The organism is Bacillus sp. P14.5, from assembly GCF_003316765.1.
In the GTDB taxonomy this organism is placed as follows: Bacteria; Bacillota; Bacilli; order Bacillales; family Bacillaceae_B; genus Rossellomorea.
The window spans coordinates 17,107-42,707 of record NZ_NIJF01000067.1; the positions used below are offsets into that span (position 1 = coordinate 17,107).

23 protein-coding genes and 1 pseudogene are annotated in these 25,601 nt (G+C 42.2%); 4 read left to right on the forward strand and 20 right to left on the reverse strand.

What is annotated here, in order from left to right:
* Positions 1-123 precede the first annotated feature (123 nt).
* From parC to B9Z54_RS11370, 8 genes and pseudogenes are all read right to left on the reverse strand, one after another.
* A pseudogene (gene parC / locus B9Z54_RS11335) lies at positions 124-2,552 on the reverse strand (DNA topoisomerase IV subunit A).
* Positions 2,549-4,528 (reverse strand): DNA topoisomerase IV subunit B, encoded by a 1,980-nt coding sequence (gene parE / locus B9Z54_RS11340; protein WP_316247208.1) that lies wholly within the window; start codon positions 4,526-4,528, stop codon positions 2,549-2,551. Before parE ends, parC begins: the two are co-directional and overlap by 4 nt.
* A 290-nt stretch (positions 4,529-4,818) precedes the next feature.
* Complete coding sequence (locus B9Z54_RS11345) at positions 4,819-5,232, reverse strand: CoA-binding protein (protein WP_113928601.1); 414 nt, start codon at positions 5,230-5,232, stop codon at positions 4,819-4,821.
* A gap of 104 nt (positions 5,233-5,336) precedes the next feature.
* Positions 5,337-6,230, reverse strand: a complete 894-nt coding sequence (locus tag B9Z54_RS11350; protein WP_113928516.1) for a glycine betaine ABC transporter substrate-binding protein — start codon at positions 6,228-6,230, stop codon at positions 5,337-5,339.
* A 17-nt stretch (positions 6,231-6,247) separates the two neighbouring features.
* Positions 6,248-6,907, reverse strand: a complete 660-nt coding sequence (locus B9Z54_RS11355) for an ABC transporter permease (RefSeq protein ID WP_113928517.1) — start codon at positions 6,905-6,907, stop codon at positions 6,248-6,250.
* Positions 6,897-7,865 (reverse strand): ABC transporter ATP-binding protein, encoded by a 969-nt coding sequence (locus B9Z54_RS11360; protein ID WP_113928518.1) that lies wholly within the window; start codon positions 7,863-7,865, stop codon positions 6,897-6,899. The genes B9Z54_RS11355 and B9Z54_RS11360 overlap by 11 nt, the downstream gene beginning before the upstream one ends.
* 510 nt (positions 7,866-8,375) lie before the next feature.
* Complete coding sequence (locus B9Z54_RS11365; RefSeq protein ID WP_113928519.1) at positions 8,376-8,555, reverse strand: hypothetical protein; 180 nt, start codon at positions 8,553-8,555, stop codon at positions 8,376-8,378.
* 364 nt (positions 8,556-8,919) lie between these two features.
* Complete coding sequence (locus B9Z54_RS11370; protein ID WP_113928520.1) at positions 8,920-10,200, reverse strand: purine/pyrimidine permease; 1,281 nt, start codon at positions 10,198-10,200, stop codon at positions 8,920-8,922.
* Positions 10,201-11,147: 947 nt separating this feature from the next.
* Here B9Z54_RS11370 and plsY point away from each other — a divergent pair.
* Entirely contained in the window at positions 11,148-11,741 is a 594-nt protein-coding gene (plsY, locus tag B9Z54_RS11375; protein WP_113928521.1) for a glycerol-3-phosphate 1-O-acyltransferase PlsY, read from the forward strand.
* A 361-nt stretch (positions 11,742-12,102) separates the two neighbouring features.
* The gene (locus B9Z54_RS11380; protein WP_113928522.1) at positions 12,103-13,248 is read left to right on the forward strand and encodes a CapA family protein; all 1,146 of its coding nucleotides are present in this window, start codon (positions 12,103-12,105) and stop codon (positions 13,246-13,248) included.
* A 342-nt stretch (positions 13,249-13,590) separates the two neighbouring features.
* On the opposite strand, the gene B9Z54_RS11390 is transcribed toward B9Z54_RS11380, so the two are convergent.
* Positions 13,591-13,851 carry a hypothetical protein gene (locus B9Z54_RS11390; RefSeq protein ID WP_113928524.1) on the reverse strand — a complete coding sequence of 87 codons (261 nt, stop codon included), beginning with the start codon at positions 13,849-13,851 and terminating at the stop codon, positions 13,591-13,593.
* A gap of 156 nt (positions 13,852-14,007) precedes the next feature.
* On the opposite strand from B9Z54_RS11390, the gene B9Z54_RS11395 reads away from it, so the two are divergent.
* The gene (locus B9Z54_RS11395) at positions 14,008-14,298 is read left to right on the forward strand and encodes a HesB/YadR/YfhF family protein (RefSeq protein ID WP_113928525.1); all 291 of its coding nucleotides are present in this window, start codon (positions 14,008-14,010) and stop codon (positions 14,296-14,298) included.
* 153 nt (positions 14,299-14,451) lie between these two features.
* On the opposite strand, the gene B9Z54_RS11400 is transcribed toward B9Z54_RS11395, so the two are convergent.
* From B9Z54_RS11400 to acnA, 11 genes are all read right to left on the reverse strand, one after another.
* Positions 14,452-17,280 carry an ATP-binding protein gene (locus B9Z54_RS11400; protein ID WP_113928526.1) on the reverse strand — a complete coding sequence of 943 codons (2,829 nt, stop codon included), beginning with the start codon at positions 17,278-17,280 and terminating at the stop codon, positions 14,452-14,454.
* A complete protein-coding gene (locus tag B9Z54_RS11405) occupies positions 17,273-17,644 on the reverse strand; it encodes a response regulator transcription factor (protein WP_113928527.1) in 372 nt (123 codons plus the stop codon). The genes B9Z54_RS11400 and B9Z54_RS11405 overlap by 8 nt, the downstream gene beginning before the upstream one ends.
* Before the next feature lie 11 nt (positions 17,645-17,655).
* Complete coding sequence (locus tag B9Z54_RS11410) at positions 17,656-18,933, reverse strand: GGDEF domain-containing response regulator (protein ID WP_113928528.1); 1,278 nt, start codon at positions 18,931-18,933, stop codon at positions 17,656-17,658.
* Entirely contained in the window at positions 18,819-19,274 is a 456-nt protein-coding gene (locus B9Z54_RS24820; protein WP_162785181.1) for a hypothetical protein, read from the reverse strand. Before B9Z54_RS24820 ends, B9Z54_RS11410 begins: the two co-directional genes overlap by 115 nt.
* Positions 19,275-19,494: 220 nt before the next feature.
* Positions 19,495-19,797 carry a hypothetical protein gene (locus tag B9Z54_RS11415; protein ID WP_113928529.1) on the reverse strand — a complete coding sequence of 101 codons (303 nt, stop codon included), beginning with the start codon at positions 19,795-19,797 and terminating at the stop codon, positions 19,495-19,497.
* A gap of 21 nt (positions 19,798-19,818) precedes the next feature.
* Positions 19,819-20,235 carry an acyl-CoA thioesterase gene (locus tag B9Z54_RS11420; protein WP_113928530.1) on the reverse strand — a complete coding sequence of 139 codons (417 nt, stop codon included), beginning with the start codon at positions 20,233-20,235 and terminating at the stop codon, positions 19,819-19,821.
* A 100-nt stretch (positions 20,236-20,335) separates the two neighbouring features.
* The gene (gene tlp / locus B9Z54_RS11425) at positions 20,336-20,590 is read right to left on the reverse strand and encodes a small acid-soluble spore protein Tlp (RefSeq protein WP_113928531.1); all 255 of its coding nucleotides are present in this window, start codon (positions 20,588-20,590) and stop codon (positions 20,336-20,338) included.
* A gap of 38 nt (positions 20,591-20,628) precedes the next feature.
* Positions 20,629-20,772, reverse strand: a complete 144-nt coding sequence (locus B9Z54_RS11430) for an acid-soluble spore protein N (protein WP_113928532.1) — start codon at positions 20,770-20,772, stop codon at positions 20,629-20,631.
* Positions 20,773-20,874: 102 nt separating this feature from the next.
* Positions 20,875-21,018 (reverse strand): FbpB family small basic protein, encoded by a 144-nt coding sequence (locus tag B9Z54_RS11435; RefSeq protein WP_113928533.1) that lies wholly within the window; start codon positions 21,016-21,018, stop codon positions 20,875-20,877.
* 415 nt (positions 21,019-21,433) lie between these two features.
* Entirely contained in the window at positions 21,434-22,003 is a 570-nt protein-coding gene (locus B9Z54_RS11440; RefSeq protein ID WP_113928534.1) for a TlpA family protein disulfide reductase, read from the reverse strand.
* 187 nt (positions 22,004-22,190) lie between these two features.
* The gene (acnA, locus tag B9Z54_RS11445; protein ID WP_113928535.1) at positions 22,191-24,899 is read right to left on the reverse strand and encodes an aconitate hydratase AcnA; all 2,709 of its coding nucleotides are present in this window, start codon (positions 24,897-24,899) and stop codon (positions 22,191-22,193) included.
* 328 nt (positions 24,900-25,227) lie between these two features.
* Here acnA and sspO point away from each other — a divergent pair, with 328 nt between their 5' ends.
* Positions 25,228-25,377 carry a small acid-soluble spore protein O gene (gene sspO / locus B9Z54_RS11450; protein ID WP_113928536.1) on the forward strand — a complete coding sequence of 50 codons (150 nt, stop codon included), beginning with the start codon at positions 25,228-25,230 and terminating at the stop codon, positions 25,375-25,377.
* The last annotated feature ends 224 nt before the right edge of the window (positions 25,378-25,601 follow it).

The following is a 25,601-nucleotide window of genomic DNA, read 5'->3' on the forward strand; positions in this document are numbered from 1 at the left end:
GTGGTTCCTCCTGTAAGTTACTGTGAAGCCAAAAACATATCTTGGCTTTACCCTTGAGTCTTAGTTGTAAAACCGAAAAAATAAGAAGCAGACACTCTATCAGTGCCTGCTTCGATTATTCTGTTATAAAGTAGGGCGCGGTTCACGCCAAATTTTGATTACTGGCCCGCTTTCTCCCTGATCTAAAATAAATGAACCATTTGAATAACGGTCATTTTTTTTGAAAGTGGCAGCCTGTATTGTTTCCACATGCCCCTTGCTGGTTTCAAGAGAAACCGCGTCTATTTCTTCTACGACTTCCATCCCAGCCAGCCGGTGAGGATTAGCTTTTAATTCCCGCAGCATCACGACACCGCGTTTAGCTCTCGAGGTCTTCTCAAACTCTGACAGCTTCATCTTTTTCACTGCACCGCGCTGCGTGGCAATCAAGATTGATTCAACCACTGGGTTTTTGATGGTTTTTCCACCAACCACAAAGTCCCCGTCTTTCAGGTTAACCCCTTTGACTCCCGCGGCTCTTGGTCCCACAACACTGACTTCTTCCTCGCTGAACCATAGTCCAAAGCCGAAATGGGTGGCAAGGAAAAGATCCTGGCTTCCATCAGTCAAGTGAATGTCGATTAGTTCATCATCTTTTTTCAGGTTAAGAGCTACCAAAGCCTTCGAATACCGCTGAGCTTTATACTGGCTTAACAGCGATTTTTTGGCCATGCCATTTTTTGTTATGAACAAGAGATAGCGTTTGTCATCAAATTCTTTAATCGGCATGGCACTGATAAGATTTTCATCCTTATCAATTGAAATAAAGTTCGCTACATGCTGCCCCAGATCCTTCCAGCGGATGTCAGGCAGTTCATGAACCGGACAATAAAGGTAACTGCCTTTGTCCGTAAACAGTAACAGGACATCAGTTGTATTCATCTCCTGCTGAATCAGGATCCTGTCCGTTTCCTTCATAGCCAGATCCTGCCCGTTGGAAGCTGCGAATGATCGAAGGCTCGTCCTCTTAATGTAACCGTCTTTAGTAACCGTCACCATAACATCCTCATTGGCAATCATGACTTCGAGGTTCACCTTGATTTCTTCGATTTCCGCTTCTATGACAGAGCGTCTTTCATCGGCAAACTGTTTTTTGATTGCTCTCATCTCTTTTTTGATGACACTTAACAATTTGCTTTCACTTTCCAGGATGGCTGTAAGTTCACTGATAAGGTTAGCCAATTCTTCCGCTTCTTTCTTAAGAGCTGTGATATCCGTGTTTGTCAGTCGATATAACTGCAAGGACACAATGGCTTCAGCCTGTGCTTCGGAGAACTCGAACTTGGCAATCAAGTTGTTCTTGGCATCCCGTTTATCTTTGGAAGCACGGATGGCAGCAATTACTTCGTCCAGTATTGATAAAGCTTTCATCAAACCTTCGACAATATGCTGTCTCTCTTGTGCTTTTTTCAGATCATATTTAGACCTGTTTGTGACCACTTCTTTTTGGTGGTCGATATAAGCGTCCAGCAGCTGGCGGAGTCCCATCAGCTGAGGGCGGCGGTTATGGATGGCGACCATATTGAAGTTATAGGCAACTTGAAGGTCTGTATTCTTATAAAGAAACATAAGGACGCCGTCTGCATCGGCATCTTTCTTCAGCTCGATGACGATGCGGAGTCCTGTACGGTCCGTTTCATCTCTCACTTCTGCGATGCCCTCGACTTTGCGGTCAAGGCGGTATTCGTCCATTTTCTTGACCAGGTTTGCTTTATTGACTTCATAAGGGATTTCCGTGATGACGATTTGCTGCTTTCCTCCTCGGACAGGTTCAACTTCCGATTTTCCTCGCACCACAATTTTTCCTTTGCCTGTTTCATAAGCCTTTTTTATTCCTTCAACGCCTTGAATTGTTCCGCCTGTAGGAAAATCCGGTCCCTTAATGACAGTCATCAAGTCATCAACTGATGATTCTGGCTTGTCCATGCGCATGATGACCGCATCGATGACTTCTCCCAGATGATGGGGAGGGATGTCTGTTGCGTATCCAGCAGAAATTCCTGTTGAACCATTTACGAGCAAACTTGGAAAACGTGCCGGCAGGACAGTCGGTTCTTTTGATGTATCGTCAAAATTCGGTACGAAATCTACCGTATTTTTTCTATATCACGTAGAAGCTCTGTCGATATCGCTGATAATCGTGCTTCTGTATAACGCATTGCTGCTGGAGGATCACCATCAACACTTCCGTTATTCCCATGCATCTCGACGAGCAATTTTCTGAGCTTCCATTCCTGACTCATACGCACCATCGCATCGTAAACGGATGTATCACCATGAGGATGATAATTACCGATTACGTTTCCGACGGTCTTGGCTGATTTCCTGAAGCCTTTTTCATGAGTATTCCCTTCAAAATGCATGGCATAAAGGATCCGTCGCTGTACAGGCTTTAAGCCATCACGGGCATCCGGCAATGCACGTTCTTGAATGATATATTTACTGTATCGTCCAAACCGGTCGCCTATTACATCTTCAAGCGGCAGGTCCTGATATCGTTCTTGAGTTGTCATACATCTCCCTCCTCAGTGACAGATACGTTTTCATTTTCCAATATGCTCCCATCTTCTTCAAGACCAAAGGCAACATTGCTTTCGATCCATTTCCGGCGAGGCTCTACTTTATCACCCATCAACGTTGTCACGCGGCGTTCTGCCCTTGCTGCGTCATCAATCTTGACTCGGATAAGAGTCCGGGTATCGGGATCCATCGTCGTTTCCCAAAGCTGGTCAGCGTTCATCTCGCCAAGACCTTTGTAGCGCTGGATCATATAGCCTTTGCCAACCTTTTTGATTGCATCGTCCAATTCATCATCCGTCCAAGCATACTCGATTACTTCTTTCTTTCCAGAGCCTTTGCTGACCTTGAACAGAGGCGGAAGGGCAATATAGACTCTCCCCGCTTCCAACAGCGGCTTCATGTAACGGTAGAAGAAGGTTAAGAGAAGGACCTGGATATGCGCTCCATCCGTATCTGCATCCGTCATGATTACGATTTTATCGTAGTTGATGTCACCTAAATTAAATTCTGGACCGACACCTGCTCCGATTGCATGGATGATGGTATTGATCTCTTCATTTTTAAAGATATCCTGCAATTTAGCCTTTTCCGTATTGATGACTTTACCCCTAAGCGGCAATATTGCCTGGAATTTACGATCCCTTCCTTGCTTAGCAGAGCCGCCTGCGGAGTCACCCTCCACAAGATATAATTCATTCTTCTGAGGATTTCTTGACTGAGCAGGAGTCAGCTTCCCTGAAAGGATGGTTTCAGAACGCTTTCTCTTTTTGCCATTCCTGGCATCCTCACGGGCTCTTCTGGCAGCTTCCCTGGCCTGAGCCGCTTTGATTGACTTCTTGATCAGAAGTGAACTGGTATCAGGGTTTTCTTCCAGGAAATAAAGCAAATGCTCCGAAACGACAGCATCAACCGCCGACCGAGCCTCACTTGTTCCCAGTTTGCCTTTTGTCTGCCCTTCAAATTGAAGTAATTCCTCAGGTATACGGACGGATACAATACCAGCAAGCCCTTCACGTATATCAGTTCCTTCAAGATTTTTGTCTTTATCGCGTAAAATCCCTGCTTTACGTGCGTATTCATTGAAAACACGGGTCATCGCGGTCTTGGCTCCGGCTTCATGAGTCCCGCCGTCTTTTGTACGGACATTATTGACGAAGGAAAGAATGTTTTCGGAGAAACCGTCATTGAATTGAAAAGAGAACTCCACTTCAATGCTGTTATGTTCTCCTTCAAAGAAGACCACCGGATGGATACTATCCTTTTCCTCATTCAAGTACTGAACGAAAGCCTGTATCCCGCTTTCAAAATGGAAGACGTCTTGCTGGTCATGCCTTTCATCGGTAATGGTGATTTTCAGCCCTTTAAGAAGAAAGGCTGATTCACGGAGGCGCTCACATAACGTGTCATAATTATAGGAGGTAACACTGAAAATGGAGGGATCGGGTTTAAAGCTGATCCTCGTTCCCGTTTTCTTTGTTTTCCCCACTTTCTCTAAGGTCGTTTGAGGTTTCCCACCATTAACGAACAATTGTTCGTAAACGAATCCATCTCTCATGATGGTCACTTTCAGCCACTCTGATAGCGCGTTAACCACAGAAGCACCGACCCCATGCAGCCCGCCGCTTGTTTTGTATCCTCCCTGCCCGAACTTTCCTCCGGCATGAAGTACAGTCAATATGATTTCAGGCGTCGGTTTGCCCATTTTATGCATACCCGTAGGCATTCCCCTGCCGCTGTCTTCAATACTCAGGCTGTTATCTTTATGTATCGTAACAGTGATTTCATCTCCATAGCCAGCTAAAGCTTCATCTACAGAGTTATCAACGATTTCATAAACTAAATGGTGCAACCCTCTGGTGTCAGTAGATCCGATATACATACCAGGTCTTTTTCTGACTGCTTCAAGACCTTCCAGCACCTGTATCGCATCATCATTATAATCCATGGACTGGTTATTTCTTTTGGCCACGAACATTCCCCTTTCAAAACTTATCTCTGTCTAGTAGTGGTGAACATTTTACACAAAAGAACATTTGTTCGCTCTTTTATTCTACCACATCAATGTCTAACATCTCTGCTTTATTGTATCGTTTTATTTTAATTTCGCAAATTTATTTTTAATATTCGACTTAAAAAGAAGGCAATATTATCAGTATTCCCGGCCGTTTTTTGTTTTTCAGAACCATTAAGTAAACGCTTTAACAATCCTTCTCCATAAAAAAACAAGCGGGGGCTCCTTCCCGTCGCTTGTTCGAATCCTTATCGTGTTAGCGCATGTTCTACTTTGATACAGCGGTCCATAATAACGGTATATCCTTTGCTTTTTAAAAAGTCATAGGCTTCATCATTGTATACACCAAGCTGTGCCCAGAAGATATCTGCATCGATTTCATCGAATTCTTTTGCTATCTCAGGAAGAAATTCCGACCTTCGGAAAACATTTACAATATCTAAATGCTTTCCGATATCCTTAAGTGAGGGCACTGCCTTCACTCCCAGCGCTTCGTCGATCACCGGGTTGACGGGAATAATTTCATATCCGCTATCCTGCATAGCTTTTGAAACCATGTAAGAGGTTCTGTCAGGATTATCACTTAATCCCACTACCGCTATCACTTTTGACTTATCAAGAAGCGGTTTCATTTCATTTCTTGTTAAATGTTCCATTTTCATCAACTCCTTATTTACGTAATTCGATAAAGGATGGAAAAATCCTGCCGAAAAAAGCTGGTCTACAGGTTTTTTACCCTTTAAGACCAGCTTAAATCCCTTCATTCTTATTCTTCTATGATTCCTTTTGATATCAGGAAGTCTCTTGCCACATCTGCAGGTTCTTCTTTATCAATGTCCACTCTTGCGTTTAATTCACTCATCTCTTCTTCGGTGATGGTGCCGGCAAGTTCATTGATTGCATCCTCAAGTTCTGGATGTTCATCCAGTACTTCCTGTCTTACGATTGGTGCTGCATAGAAAGGAGGAAAGAACCCTTTATCGTCTTCAGTGGTAGCCAGGTCATACCGCTGTATTCTTCCATCTGTCGTAAAAGCAGGAATCAAGTCTACATCGCCATTTTTCACAGCTTCATACATGATGTTGGGATCATAGCTCTCTGTACTTTCAAAATTAAAATCATAGGTCTTGATTAAGTCGTCGTAACCATCACCAGAACGTTCATAGAACTGATGAGGTGCACCAAAGACCATTTCCTCAGACTTGCCTTCCAAATCAGAGTAGGTTTCTGCATCGATACCTTCATCCTTGCGGTAGGCTAGTGTGTAGGTGTTTTCGAATCCTAGAGGTTCAAGCCACGTGACACCAAATTTTTCTTCATAGCCTGTTTTTACTTGTTCAAAGATGGCATCAGCATCTGCACCCTCTTCAGCTTCCTCTTTCAATACCGCTTTTAGTCCAGTCCCCGTGTATTCGACATACATATCGATGTCGCCTTTTTCAATTGCCGGGGTCAAGATGGAAACTTCCCCGAGTGCCTCCTCGCGTTCTACATTCAACTCAGTGTTTTCTTCAACGACTTGTGCCAGCATTTCCGTCAAGATGTATTGTTCAGTCCACATTTTTCCGGAAATAACGACCGTATCATTTCCATCACCATTCCCGCATGCAGAAAGGATAAGCATCAGCGAAAGTCCCGCTAATATCAAGCTTTTTTTCATAATCAATTACCCCTTTATTATTTTCTGGCCTTTAACCCTTTAGGGGTTGCGGCCTTTTCCAAAATTTTCAACAAATAATCGAAAAACAGGGCAAGCAAGGCTGCTGGAAGTGCCCCCGCAAGGACCAAGCTGTTGTTCCATGAGGAGAGCCCCCTGTAAATGATATCACCAAGTCCGCCGGCACCTACGAATGTTGCCAGAGTGGCCACTCCGACTGTCAATACAGTGGCTGTACGGATTCCAGCCATGATGAAAGGAAGTGACAGCGGCAGTTCAACTTTATAGAGAAGCTGGCGTTTTGTCATGCCCATTCCTTTTCCTGCTTCTATGACGGCCTGGTCCACACCAGTAATCCCTGTATAAGTGTTCCTAAGAATCGGCAAAAGGGCATAAACCGTCAAGGCAATGATGGCAGTGGTGCTGCCAGTCCCGAGCAGCGGGACAAGGAAACCAAACAGGGCAAGGCTCGGTATGGTCTGAAAGATCGCGGTAATTCCAATGAAGAACTCTGCTGAACTTCTTTTCCGTGATATATAGATGCCCAGCGGAAGTGAAATCAATATGGCAATGAAAATAGAAACAAAAGAGAGTATCAAATGTTCTATCAATCCCTGCATAATGACATCAGACCTGCTGCTTACGGTCGTCCAGAAGGTAGTGAAAATATTACCCAGCATAAGGCGGTCCCTCCTTATCTGCTATCGCTTGGAGGATATCCTCACTTGTTACGAAACCGATAACTTCTCCATTTTCCATTACTTTTAAGCCATCCAGTTTTGATTTAAGCAGCATCCCTGCAGCCTGGGAAATGGTTGAGCCGGATGAGATGGCGTCGGCAGTGTTTCCGGGGATATTTGCAGACCCGCTTGACATGACGTCCCTTACATACAGGCCGGCCTGTCCCTTGTTTATGCGGTGTTCTCCGATGAAAGCCTTAACAAATTCGTTGGCAGGGCTGCTTAGGAGTTCATCAGGAGAGCCGTATTGTTCAATTACTCCGTCTCTCATGACGGCAATATTATCGGCAATCTTTAAAGCTTCATCCATGTCATGGGTAACGAACACAATAGTTTTATGTATTTTCTGTTGAAGGCTCTTTAACTCATCCTGAAGCTGCTCCCGGCTGATGGGATCCAGAGCACTGAAAGGCTCATCCATCAAGATAATCGGAGGTTCTGCAGCAAGAGCCCTGATGACGCCCACCCGCTGCTGCTGTCCGCCGCTGAGCTCAAGCGGATACCTTTTTTTATAAACCTCTGGTTCCAGACCGACGAGCTCCATGAGTTCATTTACCCTCGGTGAGTATTCCTCTTTCTTCCAGCCCTTCAGTTTAGGAATGAGTGCTATGTTTTCCTCAATAGTCATGTGCGGAAGCAAACCAATCCGCTGAATGACATATCCAATATTCCTGCGCAATTCCACTTCGTTCTTCGAAGCGATTTCTTCACCGTTTATGTATATCTTTCCATCTGTAGGCACAATCAGCTTATTGATCATCTTCATAGTTGTCGTTTTTCCGCATCCACTTGGACCGATTAAAGCTGTCAATTCTCCTTCAGGAATGACAAGGTCTATTCCCTTTATTGCCTCTGTTCCATCCTCAAATTTCTTTCTGACCTTCTTGAATTCAATCATCACAACACCTGCTTAAATTATAAAATCATATTAATATTTCCCTGCCCATCACAAGTTAAACATATATTAATTTAATTATAAACAGATAATGCTTGATAAATACGCTATGGGTGCAGAGTCATGCTGCAGCTTGCCTTTGCAAACGAAGAAAAAGGAGATTTCCTGGCTGTCGTGGAGAGTGGTCATACTAATTTAAGTCACTTTTTCGGAGTGATTCGTATCAGGAGCTAAATGTGCCATTTATTACTGCGATTAATTGATGATTGAATGTTTTTATGCTGTCAACTCGGAGTTCCTTTTAGCTAATGGTATGTTTCAACGCTAATCGTACCATTAACTCGGAGTTCCTTTTAGCTAATGGTATGTTTCAATGCTAAACGTTCCATTAACTCATGGGTTCCCTTCAACAACAGCACGTTTTCCAGTAACGTGCAGTTAAACGAGGAAAGTCGCTTAGATAAGGGCATCTTTCCAAGCTAAGCATTCAACCTCTCTCTCGATAAGTCAACATTACTTCGATTTGTTGGTTTGTTTCCGTTGCTTTACAGTATGTCCCGCAGATTCATCTTCCTTGAACTGAATCCACACAGCCAAAAAATCAAAACCACCAGTGAGTACTGGCGGATTGCTCTGCGGCTTTGAAGCCTCTCTTACCGGCATCGGACAAAAAGATCCACTAATTAGTTTCATCAGTAATTTATCCCCAATGAATAAATTTTAAGAAATAAGCGGAGAAATTCCGCTTAACTGCTAAAAATATGTAAAAATGAGCCATTCTGCCGTACTAAAGCGGAATAATTCCGGTTATATACCCCGTATCGAATGCAATAGCAGCTTAGCCGGAAAAATTCCGCTTATTTTAGATTATACATGTCCTCCACAGGTAAACCTTCTGTAGAAATGTCAGGGAAATCTGCTGATCGCTCATGAAAGGAGATTTTCTATACCTCGCAACAAACTCGCTGCCCCCCTCCCGGAACCCTTAAAGATCATCAATAAAAAGCACCAGCCTGTATTAATTCCGGCTGGTGCTCATTATCCATTTAATGACCTGCTACTTTTTTCCCTTCCTTATCAGAACCTGCTCTACCACAATGGCGGCAATCGTCCCGATGATCAATCCGTTATTCAAAATTGAAGCAGCTACTGCCGGCACGCCTTCAAAAGCTGTTGGAGGAACAAACATCAACCCCACACCTGCAATCAGAGCGACTCCCGCTGCAAAATTGGACCTCTCTGAGTTTTCCCCTTTTTTGTATTCTCCAAGAGCCAGGCCAACCATGTTGATGAAAATTACATAGGTAACCGCATAACCAACCGGAGCTGGCAGTGTAGCTAAAATGTTCATAATATCAGGAAAAAGACTTATGACCACAACAAGCGATGCACCTATCACGAAGGGAACGATCGATAGAATCCCTGTCGCTGAAACGAAACCTGCTGCACCGGAAATCGGAACAGACCCCACTGCAGAGAAAAGTCCTCCCAGTACCTGGTTGATTCCTGATACGGTCCCAGCGCTATTATACCTTTTGTGTAGCTTCATATTATTCCTGTTCATAACTTCTTCCATCACCCGAATAGAAGCAATCATATTAGTGATTAACAATAAGGTTATGAAGAAGGAAGTAATGATGATTCCTAGATCGAATTTGGGCAGACCAAACACAAAAATTCCAGGAAGCGATACTATTTCTCCAGTCTTTTCCGGAACACTCCCTGTCTTTCCTATCAAGATAAATACCAGCCACCCAATAATCAACGAAAAAATGATCGAGTACCGCTTGATCCAGGATACTTTATGATTGGATAAGTATAATGTCAGAAAAAAAGTGAACAAGCTTCCAGCCAGGATGGTTAAATCAATGGTGGGCTGTTCCCCTGACAAGCCCAACATTCCTTTAATGAATGATCCGCTGAGCTGAAAAATCAACAGCAGCAGATAGATAAAGGTAATAGTCGGCGTAAACAATTTTGTGAGCTTTGAGAGCCCTCCTGTCACCGCGAATATAAAGAAGAACAATCCACTGACAAGCATGCCTCCCTGCAGAAGCTGAAGGACTTCCCCTCCGGTTCCATATATTGTTCCGACAAATCCGGCATAGATGGCGAATACTCCCCACCATAAACCAGCTGGACCTTCGTTAATTGGCATCCTATGACCAATTAACGCCTGCAGCACTCCGGCTGCGCCCAATACAAACATGGTTCTTTGGATAAAGCCCGCCGTCTCAGAAGCGGGCAGATTAAAAAGATCTGCAATTGCTATGGGAGCCGCTATTGAACCAGCAACCATAAAGGCCATCCATTGCAGGCCAGTAAGAAATATTTTCATCGCTGCTGCACCTCATTCTTGAAAATCTACCCTCCATTCTAGCACAATCCATTGGTAGTTGATGGTACTTTAATTTCATTTAATTGGTCTCTCTTCATAAACTTTGTTGCTATTAGATATAAAAATGAAAAAAATCGGCTTAACTCACTAGAAGAATCGGTTGCATAAGAAAAGAGCTTCTCTTTCAATCAGAAAGAGAAGCTTTAGTGGGAAAGTCTGCATTTGTGATTTAAGAAAACAGCTTTGTAATAAGCTCTTTTATGAAATATTATTGCCCTTGAATACTTCTCCCCTCCTCACCTTTTTACGCAGGTGGATTGGAGTGGAAGGGTACGATTCTCCTGCGGGAAAAGCGGGCAGGTGAGACCCCAATCCAGTTCCAGCGCCCAGCTCCTCGGTGACAAATAACCCGAAGAGAATAAAAGGAAAACCGCCTTTTTTTCTCTTCGGAACATTTACCTGTCGGAGCTAACCAGGGCGCTTCCACTTTTTATACAGGCAAAACCGAGGAGGCCAATCTAGCTCCAGCGGCCACCGACTAGCAGATTTCGGTCTCTCTCCTTGCGATAAGTCATCATCGAACCGCTTAAGCTCTTCGTGATTCCTTTTCATACGAGAGCCCTGAAATCTGTACGTCGCTGAACGGCCGCTTCTGCTTTTTAATTCACCGCACGCCCTGCGGAGTAGTGCGCCTGGAGCGGAAATCCCTTACTATTAGAGCAGCCGCATTCTTGCGAAAAGAGCGTATTAATAAAAGCATACGACAAATGACTTTATTATTTTCAACATCTTGGGCGGACTAATATCAGCAACTTATTATAGCTGGTCATAATTTTTACCATCGTCTCTCCCAAACTGTCTGTTTTCATGGTAAAATAATGTTTACTCATATAAAAAGCCGTTAACCTTATAACATTAACGGAATTCAGGTTAAAGGGGTTGTAATAGTGATCATTGCACTTATCATTGTACTGGCATATTTATTAGGCTCGATTCCATCAGGATTAATTATCGGGAAGGCTTTCTTCGGTAAAGACATCAGGGAGCATGGAAGCGGCAATCTTGGCGGGACCAACAGCTTCAGGACTCTCGGAATAAAGGCCGGGATGGTCGTGACAATCATGGATATCCTGAAAGGAACAGCTGCAGTGCTGCTTCCGCTTCTATTTGATTCAGAACTTCATATGCTGATCGCTGGTGTAGCGGCGGTTATCGGTCATATGTATCCTGTTTTCGCTAACTTCCGGGGCGGAAAAGCAGTGGCGACCTCGGGCGGTGTTCTTCTTGGATATGTTCCAATTTTATTCGTCTTATTGCTGCTCGTATTTTTCTTTTGTTTATTCTTAACGAAATATGTATCTCTTTCGTCTATTCTTGTAGCAATATTTGCGTTCATCTACTCATTATTCACAGGAGACATCCCGCTGATCATCGTTATCGGTGCCCTTTCTTTCTTCGTTGTCTACAGGCATAGAGCCAATATCAGCCGAATCATTAACAAAACAGAGCCAAGAATCACCTGGCTTTCGTTTAAAAGATAGGTCAGTATGCCATAAACCCAATCAAACAGTTTATGGCATTTTTTATGCGCTTTTTTAATAAGAGTGCTTTAGTCCTAAGCGTTAAGCTGCAATTTTAACGGCAGGTTTAATTAAGGATTGACTTTATGGCGGGGTATTCTCTAATCCGTGCCTCCCTCACCACCACGATGTCATCTAGTGGAGACTAATCTCTGCAGCATAATTATCTCTTCCTTAAGTGCCCCTCAAAAGATTATAAAAACTCATTTTTCGCCAGCATTTTTTTACAATTATCTGTTTATTTATGTGCTCTCGAGCACTATAATGGATAAGAAGGACTATTATACTGATATATATTAAGCAGAGAGAAGTTGGTTGAATAATGAACAAAAAGGTTTTATGGGGTTCTACTATAGTTGTTATCCTGGTCTTTACTGCCTCAGCCTTGCTTTTAAGCCAGTTTAGATCGGCAGAGGATACTTCAGGGGAGAATCGTCCTCCAATCCCGCACTCCACTATACAAAGTGCTCTTAAGGAAAAGACTTATACAAGCCAGGCTGTCATTGGCGCAATCGGTGATGTCCTTCTTCATAATACTGTCTATGAAGATGCCGAAGAAGGCGGAACGTATGATTTTATGCCTATGTTCCAAGATGTAGAGACTTTTTTGCAAAGCCCTGATTTTATGATTGCCAATCAGGAATCGCTGCCTGGAGGGGCTCATCTGGGTGTTTCAAGCTATCCTGCCTTCAACAGTCCATATGAAATTGTCGATGCCCTGCAAAAACTTGGTGTAGATGCGGTAACCACGGCAAACAATCACACATTGGATAAAGGGGCGAAAGGAGCCCTAAGCGCAATATCCCATTATGAAGAAATCGGCATGCCTTATACTGGGTCGTTTAAGAATGAAGAAGATCGTAAAGACATCAGGACATTTAATGTTAACGGGATTTCCTTTGCTTTGCTTGCTTATACTTATGGGACGAATGGGATCCCTGTTCCTCAAGGGCAGGACTATCTCGTTAACCTGATCGATTTAGAACTAATGAAGAGTGATATAAAAAAAGCAAAAGAGCTCGGGGTGGATATGGTCATACTCGCTGCCCACTGGGGTAACGAATATGAAAGATATCCTAATGATACCCAGGAAATGCTCGCCCGGGAGCTGACCAATGCCGGTGTGGATTTGCTTATCGGCCATCACCCGCATGTGCTTCAGCCCATTGAAAAAATGACAACAGAAGATGGACGTGAGGCTGTCGTTATCTATTCATTAGGAAATTTCCTATCCGGCCAGGAAGGTGAACTCAAAAATATAGGGGGCATTGCCAATATTACTGTACAAAAGGTAATTGATGAAAATGGTAAACGAATCTCGTTTCCCGAAATTGGCTTTCAACCTACATTTGTCACTCAATCACGATATGAAAACTACCGCATCCTTCCACTAAATGCAGCCCATCAAAGCGGATTGGTTTCCTTTCCCGAAGAAGAAATGGTCTCCCATGTGATGAGCAACGAGTAATGAAACACCAAAAATCCTGCCCGGGTAAGGTTGCCACTGAATCATAAAGGAAGTAAAAGCCGTCTCTTCACTCTATTAAAGGAATGAAAGACGGCTTTTTTCTCCCGTTAATTGGAGTGGAAGGTGCACGATCTACTGCGGGACTAGCGGGACAGGTGAGACCCCGCAATCCAGTTTCAGCGCTTCCACTTTTCGTCCGCCCCGCGGAGTCGTGCACCTGGAACGGAAATCAGGAGCCTGAACTGAAAAAGGCAGAATCGCTCTTTAAAGTGAGCGATTCTGCCTTAATAATTAGTATTGGACTTTTTTCAGTTCCCACCAGGTAAGGGCAGGATTTTTGTGTTAATGAGGGGCAGGAAACAGTACATGGTGGAACATGACAGCTGTAACTGCTAGGAGAGCCAGTACAAACACTGTTGTCGTAAATGCCTTTTTCAAGCCCTTTTGGAAAAGCCAGAGCAGTGCAGCGTATACAGCCGCAGTTATGGCAATGAATACTAGTGCTTCAATTCTGTAATCAGGTTTCAGCTGAATAAAAGTCATAATAGCCAAGCCCCCAAATATACCCGCTCCTATGATGATAAAGAGTTTAAGGTTGGTCAATCTTTTCAACTCCTTTATTAATATGTATTAGTATTTAAGATAACACGGAGAGTATGCCTCCTTCCATTAATTTCACTCCTATGAGCCGATGATTGGCTGAAGAAAAGGGAAACATCATATAATAGACGAAGACAGCGAAAAGAAAGGAGCATAACAATGAATATTTCTTTTTCTGATAAAGCATTAAATTGGTTTAAAGAAGAAATGGATATTGAAGAAGGGGATTTCATCCGTTTCTATGTCCGGTATGGCGGGTCAAGCCCCCTCCACGAATCATTCTCTTTAGGAGTGAATAAAGAAGAGCCCATTGATATGGGCACAAAAAAAGAAGTGGATGGAACGACTTTCTTTATTGAAGAAAATGACCTATGGTTCTTTATGGAGCATGATCTCCACGTTAATTTTAATGATGAACTTCACGAGCCCTCTTATGAATATAAGAAATAAATGAAGTGAAGGCTGGATAATCCCGCCTTCACTTCTTTCTTAATTTTTTGCTTTTTTCGCAAAGGTTGTTGTTGTTGAAGAGTGTTGGATTTCCGCTCCAGCGGCACGACTCCGCGGGGCGGGCGGTGAGCAACAAAGTTCACGAAAACAGCCTTACTTTTTAAGATTATTTAAGACCATTGTGGACAACTTGCTTGGTGAGTAAGGCTTTACCAAGAACCCTTCAGCTCCCAGTGCCATCACCTTTTCCCGTTCGTCCAGTGCAGTCGAGACGAACACCGGAATCCCGTTGAGCTTCGGATCTGCCTTAACTGCTTGGAGGATATCAAGACCATCCATGTCCGACATGCTTAACATAATATCAAGAACGATGGCATCAGGTGGATTATCACTGATAAACTTCAAGGCGGCTTCCCCCTTAGAAAAGGTTTTGATGATAAACCCGCTCTCCGTCAGTTCATTGGACAGCAGTGAAGCCAGCTGCTGATCGTCTTCCACCACAACGACCCTCTTCCCATCAGCTTCCGAGAAGTAAGTCGCTGAATCTGTTACAGTAATACCTGTGACCTTGGGAAGAATTACAGAAAAGGTACTTCCTTTGCCTAGTTCTGTGTCTAGAGTTATATCTCCATCATGTGCTTTAATAATCTCTTTTGCTATAGCAAGCCCAAGACCAGTTCCTCCGATTTTTCTTCTGTCAGAGTTATCTACACGGAAAAATTTGGTGAAAAGGGCAGGTATGGCATCTTCAGGCACGCCAAGTCCTTCATCCCTAACGGAAACATGGAGGTCATTTGAAATGGTCTTCAATTTAATCATAATGTTCCCGCCGTCCGGCGAATATTTTACAGCATTTTGAATGAGATTTTGGAAGACCTGCAGGAGTTTATCTCTGTCCCCCAGCACAAAATCATCCTCGGATTCACTGACAAATTGAATATCATGCAGCTTAGTGTTGATCCTTAGCCCCTCTATTACTTTCTTTAATATAGGAGTTAGAGACTCATACTTTTTATCATAGGTCTGCTTTCCTGACTCCATCCGCTGAACATCAAGAAAATCATTGATGAGCGCTGTAAGCCTGGCAGCTTCCTGATAAATAGTATTTAAATACTTCTTTTGTCTCTCAGGCCTTAATTCGCGATTAATCAACAGTTCTGTATAACCAAGAACACTTGCAAGCGGGGTTCGCAATTCATGAGATACAGTACTAACGAGTTCATTCTTCATCTGGTCCGCCTCATATTCTTTCGAGAAATCCCTGTGAACCAAAACCCAGCCTGAAAGAACTTCGTTTCTGTACAAAGGTTCAGCGTATACCTGTACCATCTTCTCTTGACCATTGATAAGTTTGTATTGAGTCTGTTTAGAAACACTCTTTTCACTAGTAAACAAATTATTGACAAAACCCAGAAGATCATCTGGATTTTCGACCTTATTCCGTATACCCTCAAACCATTGTGAGAACAACTTTTCTATTTCTTGTTTGGGATTGATGCATCCATAAATGGAACAAAAGGTATCATTTATGTGAAGGATCCGTCCCTTTGTATCGAGAAGTTGGATTCCTTCATGGATTGTGTTCAATATATCATTATTCATAATACGGTCTGCTTCTGAAGCTTCGTATACCTTGATCTTCTCCAAAGAAATAGAAACTTGTTTAGACAGCGAAAAATACTCTTGAATTTCCTCTGAAGAATACCCTTCTGAAAAACGTGTGTAAACCATGACAGCTTCAATCTCACCCAAATGAGATAAAACTGGGAGATACAAATCCCAGCAAGGCTGCTCTTCATAATGAATACCTTTTTCTTCACGGGAAATTCTCCTTTTGATCACAAATCCTTCTTTTTCTTCCTGCAGCCTTTCTATTATCCCTTTTGTCAGGGAGTTAATGAATTGTTCCGCACCTTCTGATGACACTCCCCATTTTGCAAAGGTCATTTCTGAATCAAGAAGGACTACCAATCCTCTGTCCGCATGAAGAACCCCTGAGAATCCCCTTACTATAGCGTTTAACACCTTATGCTTATCCAAGGAATTAGATAAGCTGTTTATGAGTTCATTTCTGTGGCGCAGCTGATTTTCCCTATTCTCCATTTGTCCAAGAAGGTTTTCAAGCTCGAACTGTTGAGCCTGCAGCTCTTCCTGCTGTTCAGAAAGCTCATCATTGTTGTCAATTAATCGCTGTTCATTTTCTTTAATCGAGGAAAACATTTTGATGAAGCTGCTTTTCAAGACAGAAATCTCGTCGTTCCTCTTATCTTGTGTCAAAATGATTTTCGAATCTTCTCCATTACTGACTCTATCAGCGGCGATCGCCAGTTCACTCAATGGTTTCCCAATCCTGTTCAGGCTGATACGGGTGATAGATAACAAGACAATCAACATAAAAAGAACAAAAGTAAACATGATCCACTGCATTCTATGATAAATGGCGGCCAGTCTTTCGCTGTTCTCTTCCACTAGATCATCAAGGGTTAAGCGGTAACGATTCAAATTACTTTGGAAGGTTTGAATCTGAGCAGTAGCAGAATCGTTTGCCCGGTTGACTATTGCCTCCATGTCTCCCAGTTTGTAGTCTTCTAAAGTAGGAGGAAGCATTTCCTCAAAATAGTGCATATAGAAAGAATTCATTTCTTGAAGAAAGAGCTGCTCCTTGCTTGTTAGCGGAAGTTCACTAAAACTGGCAAGCTGCCTCTGGATTTCCTCCTGCTGTTCGACAGCCGTCTCCCTTAACCTCTCATTTCCGAAAGCTATATATCCACGGACATCCATAATGGCCTGATTGAAGCTTTCATCAATGTCTATTATAATTTCTTCTTTTTGTTCAGCCAGATCATTTTTCGCCTGAAAATCCTGTTCAATCTTGAACTGTATAATTAGTATAATGATAGCGCCTATTAGGAATAAAAAGATAAATAAAATCATCAGGTAGGCGAAACGCTTTGATAAACTTGTTTGAAAGTAACTATTCATCTTCTGATAAAATTTCCTCCACTTTTTCCATAAGCATCATAGGGCTGAAAGGCTTAGACAGGAAATAGTCTGCGCCCGCTTCCAGAATCATCTTTTCATCGGATTTCTGGCTCTTGGCCGTCAGCATCATGATTTTCGTTTCTTTATTAATACACTCTTTTCTAATACTGCTGATGACCTCCAACCCTGTTTTGGCAGGCATCATATAGTCCAGTAATATGAGATCGAATTTTTTTGAGGCAGCCAGGGATTCAGCTTCCTCCCCATCACACGCCTCGTGGATTTCATAGCCTTCGTCCTCCAAGGTATCCATGATAAGAGTACGAAGGACATCTTCATCTTCGGCTAAAAGTATCTGTTTCATTTCACATCTCCTTAGGAATGATCGAGCAATTTATTCAGATAAAAATGAATCTTGTTTTCAAGCGATTTAATGGAAAATGGTTTAATGACATAATCAGCCACACCCAGCTCTATAGCTTGTATCATCTCTGTCTTTCTTGTTTCAGCAGATAGCATTAGAACCGTAAAGTGGCTAAAATCGGCTTTTTTCAATGTCTCTATGCCGCTCATCCCGTCCATAAAGATATTGAGCAGTACCATTCCCTTATGGTTTTGGTCCATCCAACCGCTCTCCAAAAATTGCTCGCCGCTTTCAAACTTAGAGATTTCAATAGGTATTTTATACTCAGAGGCCGTCTGCTTGATCGTATTGGAAAGAAGCACCTGCATGATAGGATCATCTTCCAGCAGAGCCATTGGTACAGCTTTCTGTGAGGAAGACATTTTTCTGTCAAAAATGGTTACTTGGCTGCGTCCATTTTCTTTTGACTGATAAAGAGCTAGATCTGCCATATCAAGCCAGTAGGAAAGGGATGTCGATACGGAGCCATCCACTTCCACAACACCTGATGAAAAAGTACAGGTGAACTCCTGGCCGCCTTCAGCTTTAAAAGTATAGGCCGAGAATTCTTTTAGAATTTTTTCAAGGAGCACTTTTCCTCTCTGGGCAGAGGTATCAGGAGAAAGGAGGACAAACTCCTCCCCTCCATACCTGATCAGAATATCTTCAGGCCTAATTCTTTGTAGAACAAAAAGCGAGAATTCTTTCAGTACGGTATCCCCAGTCAGATGGCCATACTGATCGTTAACCTTCTTGAAGTAATCAATATCAAGGAAAGCAATCGAGACGGCCAACTCATCTTCCCACTGCTTGGCACATAACTGGGAAAAGGAGTTACGCAGATATTTACGGTTATATAATCTTGTCAGTTCATCCACCAGAATCAAGTGATCGACGAATCCTTTTCTTTCAATTTGCCTGTTTACCCGTATGAAAAGTTCCTCTAATAAGAAAGGCTTTTGGATAAAATCATCTGCGCCTTTCTGATAACTCTCCATCCGCAGGCTGTCTGAATCGTTTTCCGACAACATCACTACAGGTACGTATTGTTTTTGTACAGTTTTGGTAATATGTGACAGGGTGTCAAGCCCATTTCGGTCACCGAGGAATAAATCGAGAAGGATACAGTCAGGTTTCACGTCATATAATGCAGATATAGCCTTATCCGCATCAGTAAATCCAAAAACATGAAAGCCCCTTTTTTCAAGATAATCTTTAATAAAAATGAGAAAGCTGGTATCATTTTCCACGAGAAATACAATCTTTCTTTTTTATTGAGGTCAGACATTATGGGGAAATCAATTTCATTCTCATACTCAAACTGATAACACTCTTTCAAAAGAGGGGAAATGATTTCCTGGATGTTCTTTCTATTCCAACCGGTATCCCCCCTCCTTTCCACTATCTTCATCGACTCAGACGCCAGCCTCCCAATCTCCTCTAATTTAATGGTAGGTGCGGTTCCGCTTATGGAATGAAAAAACCTCAAGACTTCTGAGTAATGGATTTCATTATTAGAACTAAGCCAGTCTGATAATTGCTTCCTGATATTATCAATAAGCTTGTGCTGGTAAACTTTCATTTTAGTCATATAGTACTCCAGTAATTAATTTAATAGATAAGTAGAACGTACTCTTATTATCATAGTAAGTCAATATGTCATTTTTCGACAAATTTCAAATAGATTGAATTATTGTTGGGTACGTCCTTTCCGAACACTCCAAGTAAAGGCAGCAAAATTAATAAATTCTAGTATGGACTTTTAGCTTAGTAAGTATGCTTGATCAAAAAAATATGACCAAGCAAGAATTTTATCGAAAAAACCTGTTCAAATGACTGTGAAGATTTTCGTTTTCAAGAATCATTTTTTGCTTGTCTCCTAAAAGATCAAAGTGTGGATATTCCTTCTTGCGGTCATCAATCCACTCTCGTTTCAAACCATATTTCTTTCCCCATTCTGCAAGCTGGTCTATATCTTTGGCTCCTGCTTTTGTTACCGTTTTACAATCGGGAAATCGCTCATCTAGCCAATAATGTGTAAGAAATGCAATTTTTCCATTATCTATTTCTTGTTTCCACTCTCTCAAATCTTTTCTGTTAATCCCAAATGCCATTCCATCTCAAAACCTTTGTGATTATTTTTTTGCATTCTCATAAGCCTTATGCCATTCAGGATAATGTCTCTTAACTGATATCGGCCGGAATGTATCTTTCTTTACACATACATGCTTAGATGCAGCTGTTACAGATAATTCTCCTTTTTCATTTACTATCTCATACCCATATGTGACCCTAAGTCCATCATAGGATTCTATCCATGTTTTAACGATTGCTTCTTCACCATATCTTACAGGGCGTTTGTAACTGATTTCAATATCCATTACAGGAGAAATAATTCCGTCCTTTTCCATATCTGCGTATCTAAAACCAAGATCTTCTATCAGCTTGGTTCTGCCTAATTCCATCCAGACTAAATAGTTTGCATGATAGACTACTCCCATTTGATCTGTTTCCGCGTATCGTACTTCTATTGTTTTTTCTGATATGTACACATTAATTCACCTTACCTTAATAAAAATTCACTACCAATTTTATCATATTTGAAGCACTGTCCATAGAAGAAGCTGCCGGGTAATTACCGGCAGCTGAAATTTAGTTGTACTGATTATTTTGTCCATTTTTTTGAAAAGCCGCTTCATCCTTCAATTCACTTCTGAACGCATCTATACTCTCGCGTCTTCGTTCATTCTTGGATTGAATAGACTGAAGCTGTTCTTCACTATCTGTATACGCCATGGATTCTTCGGCTCTCTCCATGTTCTGAATGGTATGGAATACCTTGCTTTGAAGTTTTTCTACATTATCACTGCGGTCATCCGGATTAGGTCTGTTTTGCTGTTCAGCCATGTTAGTTCCTCCTTCAAGTAAGTGTTGATCTTTTGAGGTCATTCACCTTTTGTCTGGATTACCTGTGCGTGTTTCCCTGACTTGTCCTGCATTTGTTTCCCTTTATTTCCGCCTGCTTTACGGGGCTGAGTTCCTATATGATTCGGCACAAAATGTTCACTGCTTCTTTTTGGATTGCTCATAAAAAAATCCCTCCCTTAGTCATTAGAATTTCCAAAGGGAGAGAAGATATGAGTGTTGTTTCATTAGTTAATCCTGCCTGCACTGGCATAAAAAATTTTATGTTACTCAGCTTTATCCATTCGCTTGATTTCCAATCTTGATTCAATTCTTTCTTCAATGGCATTAATGGCTTCTGCGTCCATCATCAAAGCTTGTTTATTTTCATTAACTAAATCGGCAAATGACTTTTTTCTAGGTTTTCGCATCAGTATACCCTCTCTTCTGTCATAGTTTACTCCTATTATGGACAGACACTGCCGTAATTATAATTAAATTTTCAAAAATTTTTAAAAAGCGAGGGTTTTCGTACAATGGGTTTACTCACAGAGATACTAGCCATAATGAATAACTCTCTGAACAGTCCACCAAGAGCAGCCTGCGAGTAAAACTGTTTTATACAGAAAGGTTAATTAAGGCTGTTTACTCATAAATTGCTGCTTTCGAAAATCTCCGGATAGTAGAGTTTTTCTCTTTATTCTGAGTGAGTAGCTCTTTTCTTTAATTCTTCCCAGGATATAGCAGGGGAAATTTGGCGTTATCTCACCAAATTCATGTTTAATAAGCAGCAAAGTTTACGAAGAGCACCTTAAATAAATAAAAGGTCTGTAGGGTAGACTTGCATCATTGAACGAAAACATGAAATCCTTCTTCGTCCAGGGCACCGATTTGTTTGTTTACGACAAAACCTTCTTCGTTTATTAATATGGTAGTTGGAATCGAGATTACTCCATATGCTTCGTTCACCTTATCATCTTCATCCAATAGGACCGGAAACGAAACTCCAGCTTTCTCCGCGAACTCCTTTGCCCGATCTTCAGGATCTATGTTGATTGATAGCACTTCTACCCCTGTATTTGCTTTTTTAAACGCTTCAAGTGCAGGAAGTTCCTTAGTACATGGAGCACACCATGCTGCCCAAAAATTAATCAAGACTTTTTTTCCTCTATAATCCGTTAAATATATGGATTCCTCAGATAATGTGTTCAAGGAGAATTCCGGAGCAAGTTTACCTATCGCTGGACCGGGAAGCCGGTCGGGAGTGTCACTTGCCAGTGTGCTGTTCACAAGTAATTCCCCAGCATTTGCATGTTCACTGTCACTCCACTTCCTCATAGAAGAAAGTGATGTATTTTCCAGGTAGATCACGAACAAAAAAGAGATCATCAACAATATTCCAATCAGCTTTTTCACTGACAGCCCTCCAATATACTATTACTTTCATTTTATGAAGGCTTGTCAGTTTTTATTAGTCGAATTGCTGATTTCACTATTTGAGAGTTGGATTATTCCCCTTAATACTCTTTCCCTACTTAGCTGGGAAAGGATTCATAAAAAAAACACCCGTCTCCAGGTGGAGTACGGATGTTTTTTTGGAGTATTATGCTTTTAATTTATCACGCAATACCATTTGCAGGATACCGCCGTGACGATAGTAATCAACTTCAACTTCAGAGTCGAAACGGACAAGAGCTTCGAAATGAGTTTTGTTGCCATCTTCGTCAGTTGCAGTTACTTTCACCACATCACGAGGTTTCACATTATTATTAAGGTCTACAGAGATGGACTCTGTACCTTTCAAGCCAAGTGTATCAGCATTTTCGTCCCTCTTGAATTGAAGCGGAAGAACGCCCATCATGACAAGGTTCGAACGGTGGATACGCTCGTAGCTTTCTGCGATAACTGTTTTGATTCCAAGAAGGTTTGTACCTTTGGCAGCCCAGTCACGAGAAGATCCCATTCCGTAATCTTTCCCTGCAAGAACAGCCAGGCCGATTCCTTGCTCTTTGTATTTCATGCAAGCATCATACATCGCCATTACTTCATCTTCAGGCCAGTATGTTGTATATCCGCCTTCAGTTCCTGGAGCAATGCGGTTTCTGATACGGATATTGGCAAAAGTTCCACGCATCATCACTTCGTGGTTGCCTCGACGTGAACCATAAGAGTTGAAGTCGCGAGGCTCCACGCCCTTGCTGCGCAGGTGTTTACCGGCAGGTGTATCTTTACCGATTGCACCGGCAGGCGAAATGTGGTCAGTTGTTACTGAGTCACCGAACTTACCAACGATTTTCAAACCATCCAGTGCCTGGATGTCCTCAGGAGTCTCAGCTAACCCTTCAAAGAACGGCGGATTTTGGATGTAAGTTGATTCATCATCAAAGCTGTACAATGGTTCGTTGCTAGTCTGAATTTCGTTCCAGCGTTTGTTATCGTTGAATACATTTTCGTACTCTCTGCGGAACAATTCAGGCGTTACAGTGCGCTTCACAACGTCCTTCACTTCATCCTGTGTCGGCCAGATATCGGCAAAGAAGACGTCGTTGCCATCTTTATCTTTACCAAGTGAATCTTTTTGAAGATCGATATCCACTGTTCCGGCAAGCGCATATGCCACCACCAAAGGAGGTGAAGCAAGATAGTTTGCTTTTACAAGCGGATGGATACGCCCTTCAAAGTTACGGTTACCAGAAAGAACTGATGTAAGAAGCAGGTCAGCTTCCGCCACAGCTTTTTCAATCTCTGGGCGTAATGGGCCTGAGTTACCGATACATGTTGTACACCCATAACCTACAAGGTTAAATCCAAGTTTTTCAAGCGGTTCAAGCAAGCCTGAATCTTCAAGATAGCCTGTAACTACTTTAGAACCAGGTGCTAATGAAGTTTTAACATAATCCGGCACGATCATTCCTTTTTCTGCTGCTTTTTTAGCAACAAGACCTGCACCAAGCATTACGTAAGGATTGGAAGTGTTCGTACAAGACGTAATTGCAGCGATACCGATGCCGCCAGTTGGGATTTTCACTTCTTCGCCGTTTTGATTAGTATAAGAAGCTTTCTTATCGATTTCGTTCTCAGTAAGACCAAATCCTTGAACTCCTTCAGGATTTGTAATCGCTTCATGGAATGAAGGCTTCATTTCAGAAAGCGGAATCAAATCTTGTGGTCGTTTAGGACCAGAAAGGTTTGGCTCAATTTCAGATAAGTTAATCTCTACTACATCTGTGTAGATTGGATCTTCTTTATCAGGTGTGAAGAACATATCATTTTCTTTCAAATATTGTTCCACTACGTTAATATGCTCTTCTGAACGGCCAGTCAAACGCATATAGTCAAGGGACTCTGCGTCAACCGGGAAGAATCCGCACGTCGCACCGTATTCCGGAGCCATGTTGGCAATTGTCGCGCGGTCAGCAAGCGGAAGTGTTGCAACCCCTTCTCCGAAGTACTCGACAAACTTGCCGACAACCCCTTTTTTGCGAAGGACCTGAGTCACTTTAAGAGCCAAGTCAGTTGCAGTTGCACCATTAGGAAGTGCTCCTGTCATCTTCACGCCGATAACTTCAGGAATCGGGAAGTATGAAGGCTGTCCAAGCATTCCTGCTTCTGCCTCAATACCACCTACACCCCATCCAAGTACACCGATGCCATTGATCATTGTTGTATGGGAGTCAGTACCGACAAGTGTATCAGGATAAGTTTCAAATTCACCGTCTTCATTCTCGACTGCATGAACGACATTAGCAAGATACTCAAGGTTAACCTGGTGGACAATACCAGTTGCCGGCGGTACAGCACGATAATTTTTAAATGCTTTTTGAGCCCAGCTTAAGAACTGGTAACGCTCTGCATTTCGTTCGAATTCAAGGTCCATGTTGACTGCAAGAGAGTCAGCTGTACCATATTTATCAACCTGTACCGAGTGGTCAATTACCAGATCAACCGGAATTTCAGGATTGATTTTGTCAGGGTTTCCGCCGATGTCAGCCATTGCCTTACGCAGTGAAGCCAGGTCTACCACGGCTGGAACACCTGTGAAATCTTGTAGGATTACACGTGAAGGCTTGAATGGTACTTCAGCCTCCTGAACATCTGCAGAACCCCAGTTTGCAAGGTTTTCCACATGCTCTTTGTTGATTACACGGCCGTCAAATTGACGCAGCACTGATTCAAGCAGTACCTTAACTGAGTAAGGTAAGCGTGAAACCTTTGCTACGCCCGCCTCTTCTAATGCTTTCAAACGATAAAAATGATAGCGTTTCCCAGCTGCTTCGAATGAAGAACGGGAGTTAAATACGTCTTTCGCCATCTCGATTCCCCCTCTTAGAGATTGTAACGATTTTACGTGCGCTGAAAAGTTTGATTCTGTTTTTTTCAACTTTGTTCACATTAACATCTTAATACAAGCGATTACATAAGTAAATATCAAGAAAGTTATTGTGTTTGATAAGTTTTTCTTATGAGTAATTCATCTTAGCCTTTTTTGTTGTTTGTAAAAGCTGATAAATCACATTTGCTATGGAATTACTCAATGTTCCAAGTGAGTGATTTATTATCCTGAGAAAATAAAATTAATGGCTTTTCACTAATAGGATAACCTGCCCCGGGAAACATAAGCTGAAGGGGAGGTGACTTCAATGGCCAAAAGAAAAGCAAATCATATCCGAGAAGGCATGAATGCTGCCAAAGCTCAAGGTACTGGTGCTGGATATAATGAAGAGTTCTCTAATGAACCTTTGACTGCCGCACAAAAACAAAACAACAAAAAGCGCAAGAAAAACCAATAATCAAACAATTTCAACTATATAGTAACAAATAGTGCTACAAATACTCAATTGAAAGGCCTTGCATTTTCAATAAAAACTGCTGTGTCCCTTTAATTAAGGCAGAAGCTTTACGTGACATCCATGTCTCTCGGAATATCAACAAAAAAGGAGTATCCTTAATTACCCTGGATACTCAAAAAGCGCTCCTCTCGCCTTTCGAGAGGAGCGTCTGTCTTTTAAGGGAA

Bases quoted from the DNA above. Each gene is read 5' to 3' on its own strand.
- B9Z54_RS11345 (WP_113928601.1), bottom strand. From the start codon at position 5,232: ATGAAAATGGAACATTTAACAAGAAATGAAATGAAACCGCTTCTTGAT.
- B9Z54_RS11350 (WP_113928516.1), bottom strand. From the start codon at position 6,230: ATGAAAAAAAGCTTGATATTAGCGGGACTTTCGCTGATGCTTATCCTT.
- B9Z54_RS11355 (WP_113928517.1), bottom strand. From the start codon at position 6,907: ATGCTGGGTAATATTTTCACTACCTTCTGGACGACCGTAAGCAGCAGG.
- B9Z54_RS11360 (WP_113928518.1), bottom strand. From the start codon at position 7,865: ATGATTGAATTCAAGAAGGTCAGAAAGAAATTTGAGGATGGAACAGAG.
- B9Z54_RS11365 (WP_113928519.1), bottom strand. From the start codon at position 8,555: ATGAAACTAATTAGTGGATCTTTTTGTCCGATGCCGGTAAGAGAGGCT.
- B9Z54_RS11370 (WP_113928520.1), bottom strand. From the start codon at position 10,200: ATGAAAATATTTCTTACTGGCCTGCAATGGATGGCCTTTATGGTTGCT.
- B9Z54_RS11380 (WP_113928522.1), top strand. From the start codon at position 12,103: ATGAACAAAAAGGTTTTATGGGGTTCTACTATAGTTGTTATCCTGGTC.
- B9Z54_RS11395 (WP_113928525.1), top strand. From the start codon at position 14,008: ATGAATATTTCTTTTTCTGATAAAGCATTAAATTGGTTTAAAGAAGAA.
- B9Z54_RS11400 (WP_113928526.1), bottom strand. From the start codon at position 17,280: ATGAATAGTTACTTTCAAACAAGTTTATCAAAGCGTTTCGCCTACCTG.
- B9Z54_RS11405 (WP_113928527.1), bottom strand. From the start codon at position 17,644: ATGAAACAGATACTTTTAGCCGAAGATGAAGATGTCCTTCGTACTCTT.
- B9Z54_RS24820 (WP_162785181.1), bottom strand. From the start codon at position 19,274: ATGACTAAAATGAAAGTTTACCAGCACAAGCTTATTGATAATATCAGG.
- B9Z54_RS11415 (WP_113928529.1), bottom strand. From the start codon at position 19,797: ATGGCATTTGGGATTAACAGAAAAGATTTGAGAGAGTGGAAACAAGAA.
- tlp (WP_113928531.1), bottom strand. From the start codon at position 20,590: ATGGCTGAACAGCAAAACAGACCTAATCCGGATGACCGCAGTGATAAT.
- B9Z54_RS11430 (WP_113928532.1), bottom strand. From the start codon at position 20,772: ATGAGCAATCCAAAAAGAAGCAGTGAACATTTTGTGCCGAATCATATA.
- B9Z54_RS11435 (WP_113928533.1), bottom strand. From the start codon at position 21,018: ATGCGAAAACCTAGAAAAAAGTCATTTGCCGATTTAGTTAATGAAAAT.
- acnA (WP_113928535.1), bottom strand. From the start codon at position 24,899: ATGGCGAAAGACGTATTTAACTCCCGTTCTTCATTCGAAGCAGCTGGG.
- sspO (WP_113928536.1), top strand. From the start codon at position 25,228: ATGGCCAAAAGAAAAGCAAATCATATCCGAGAAGGCATGAATGCTGCC.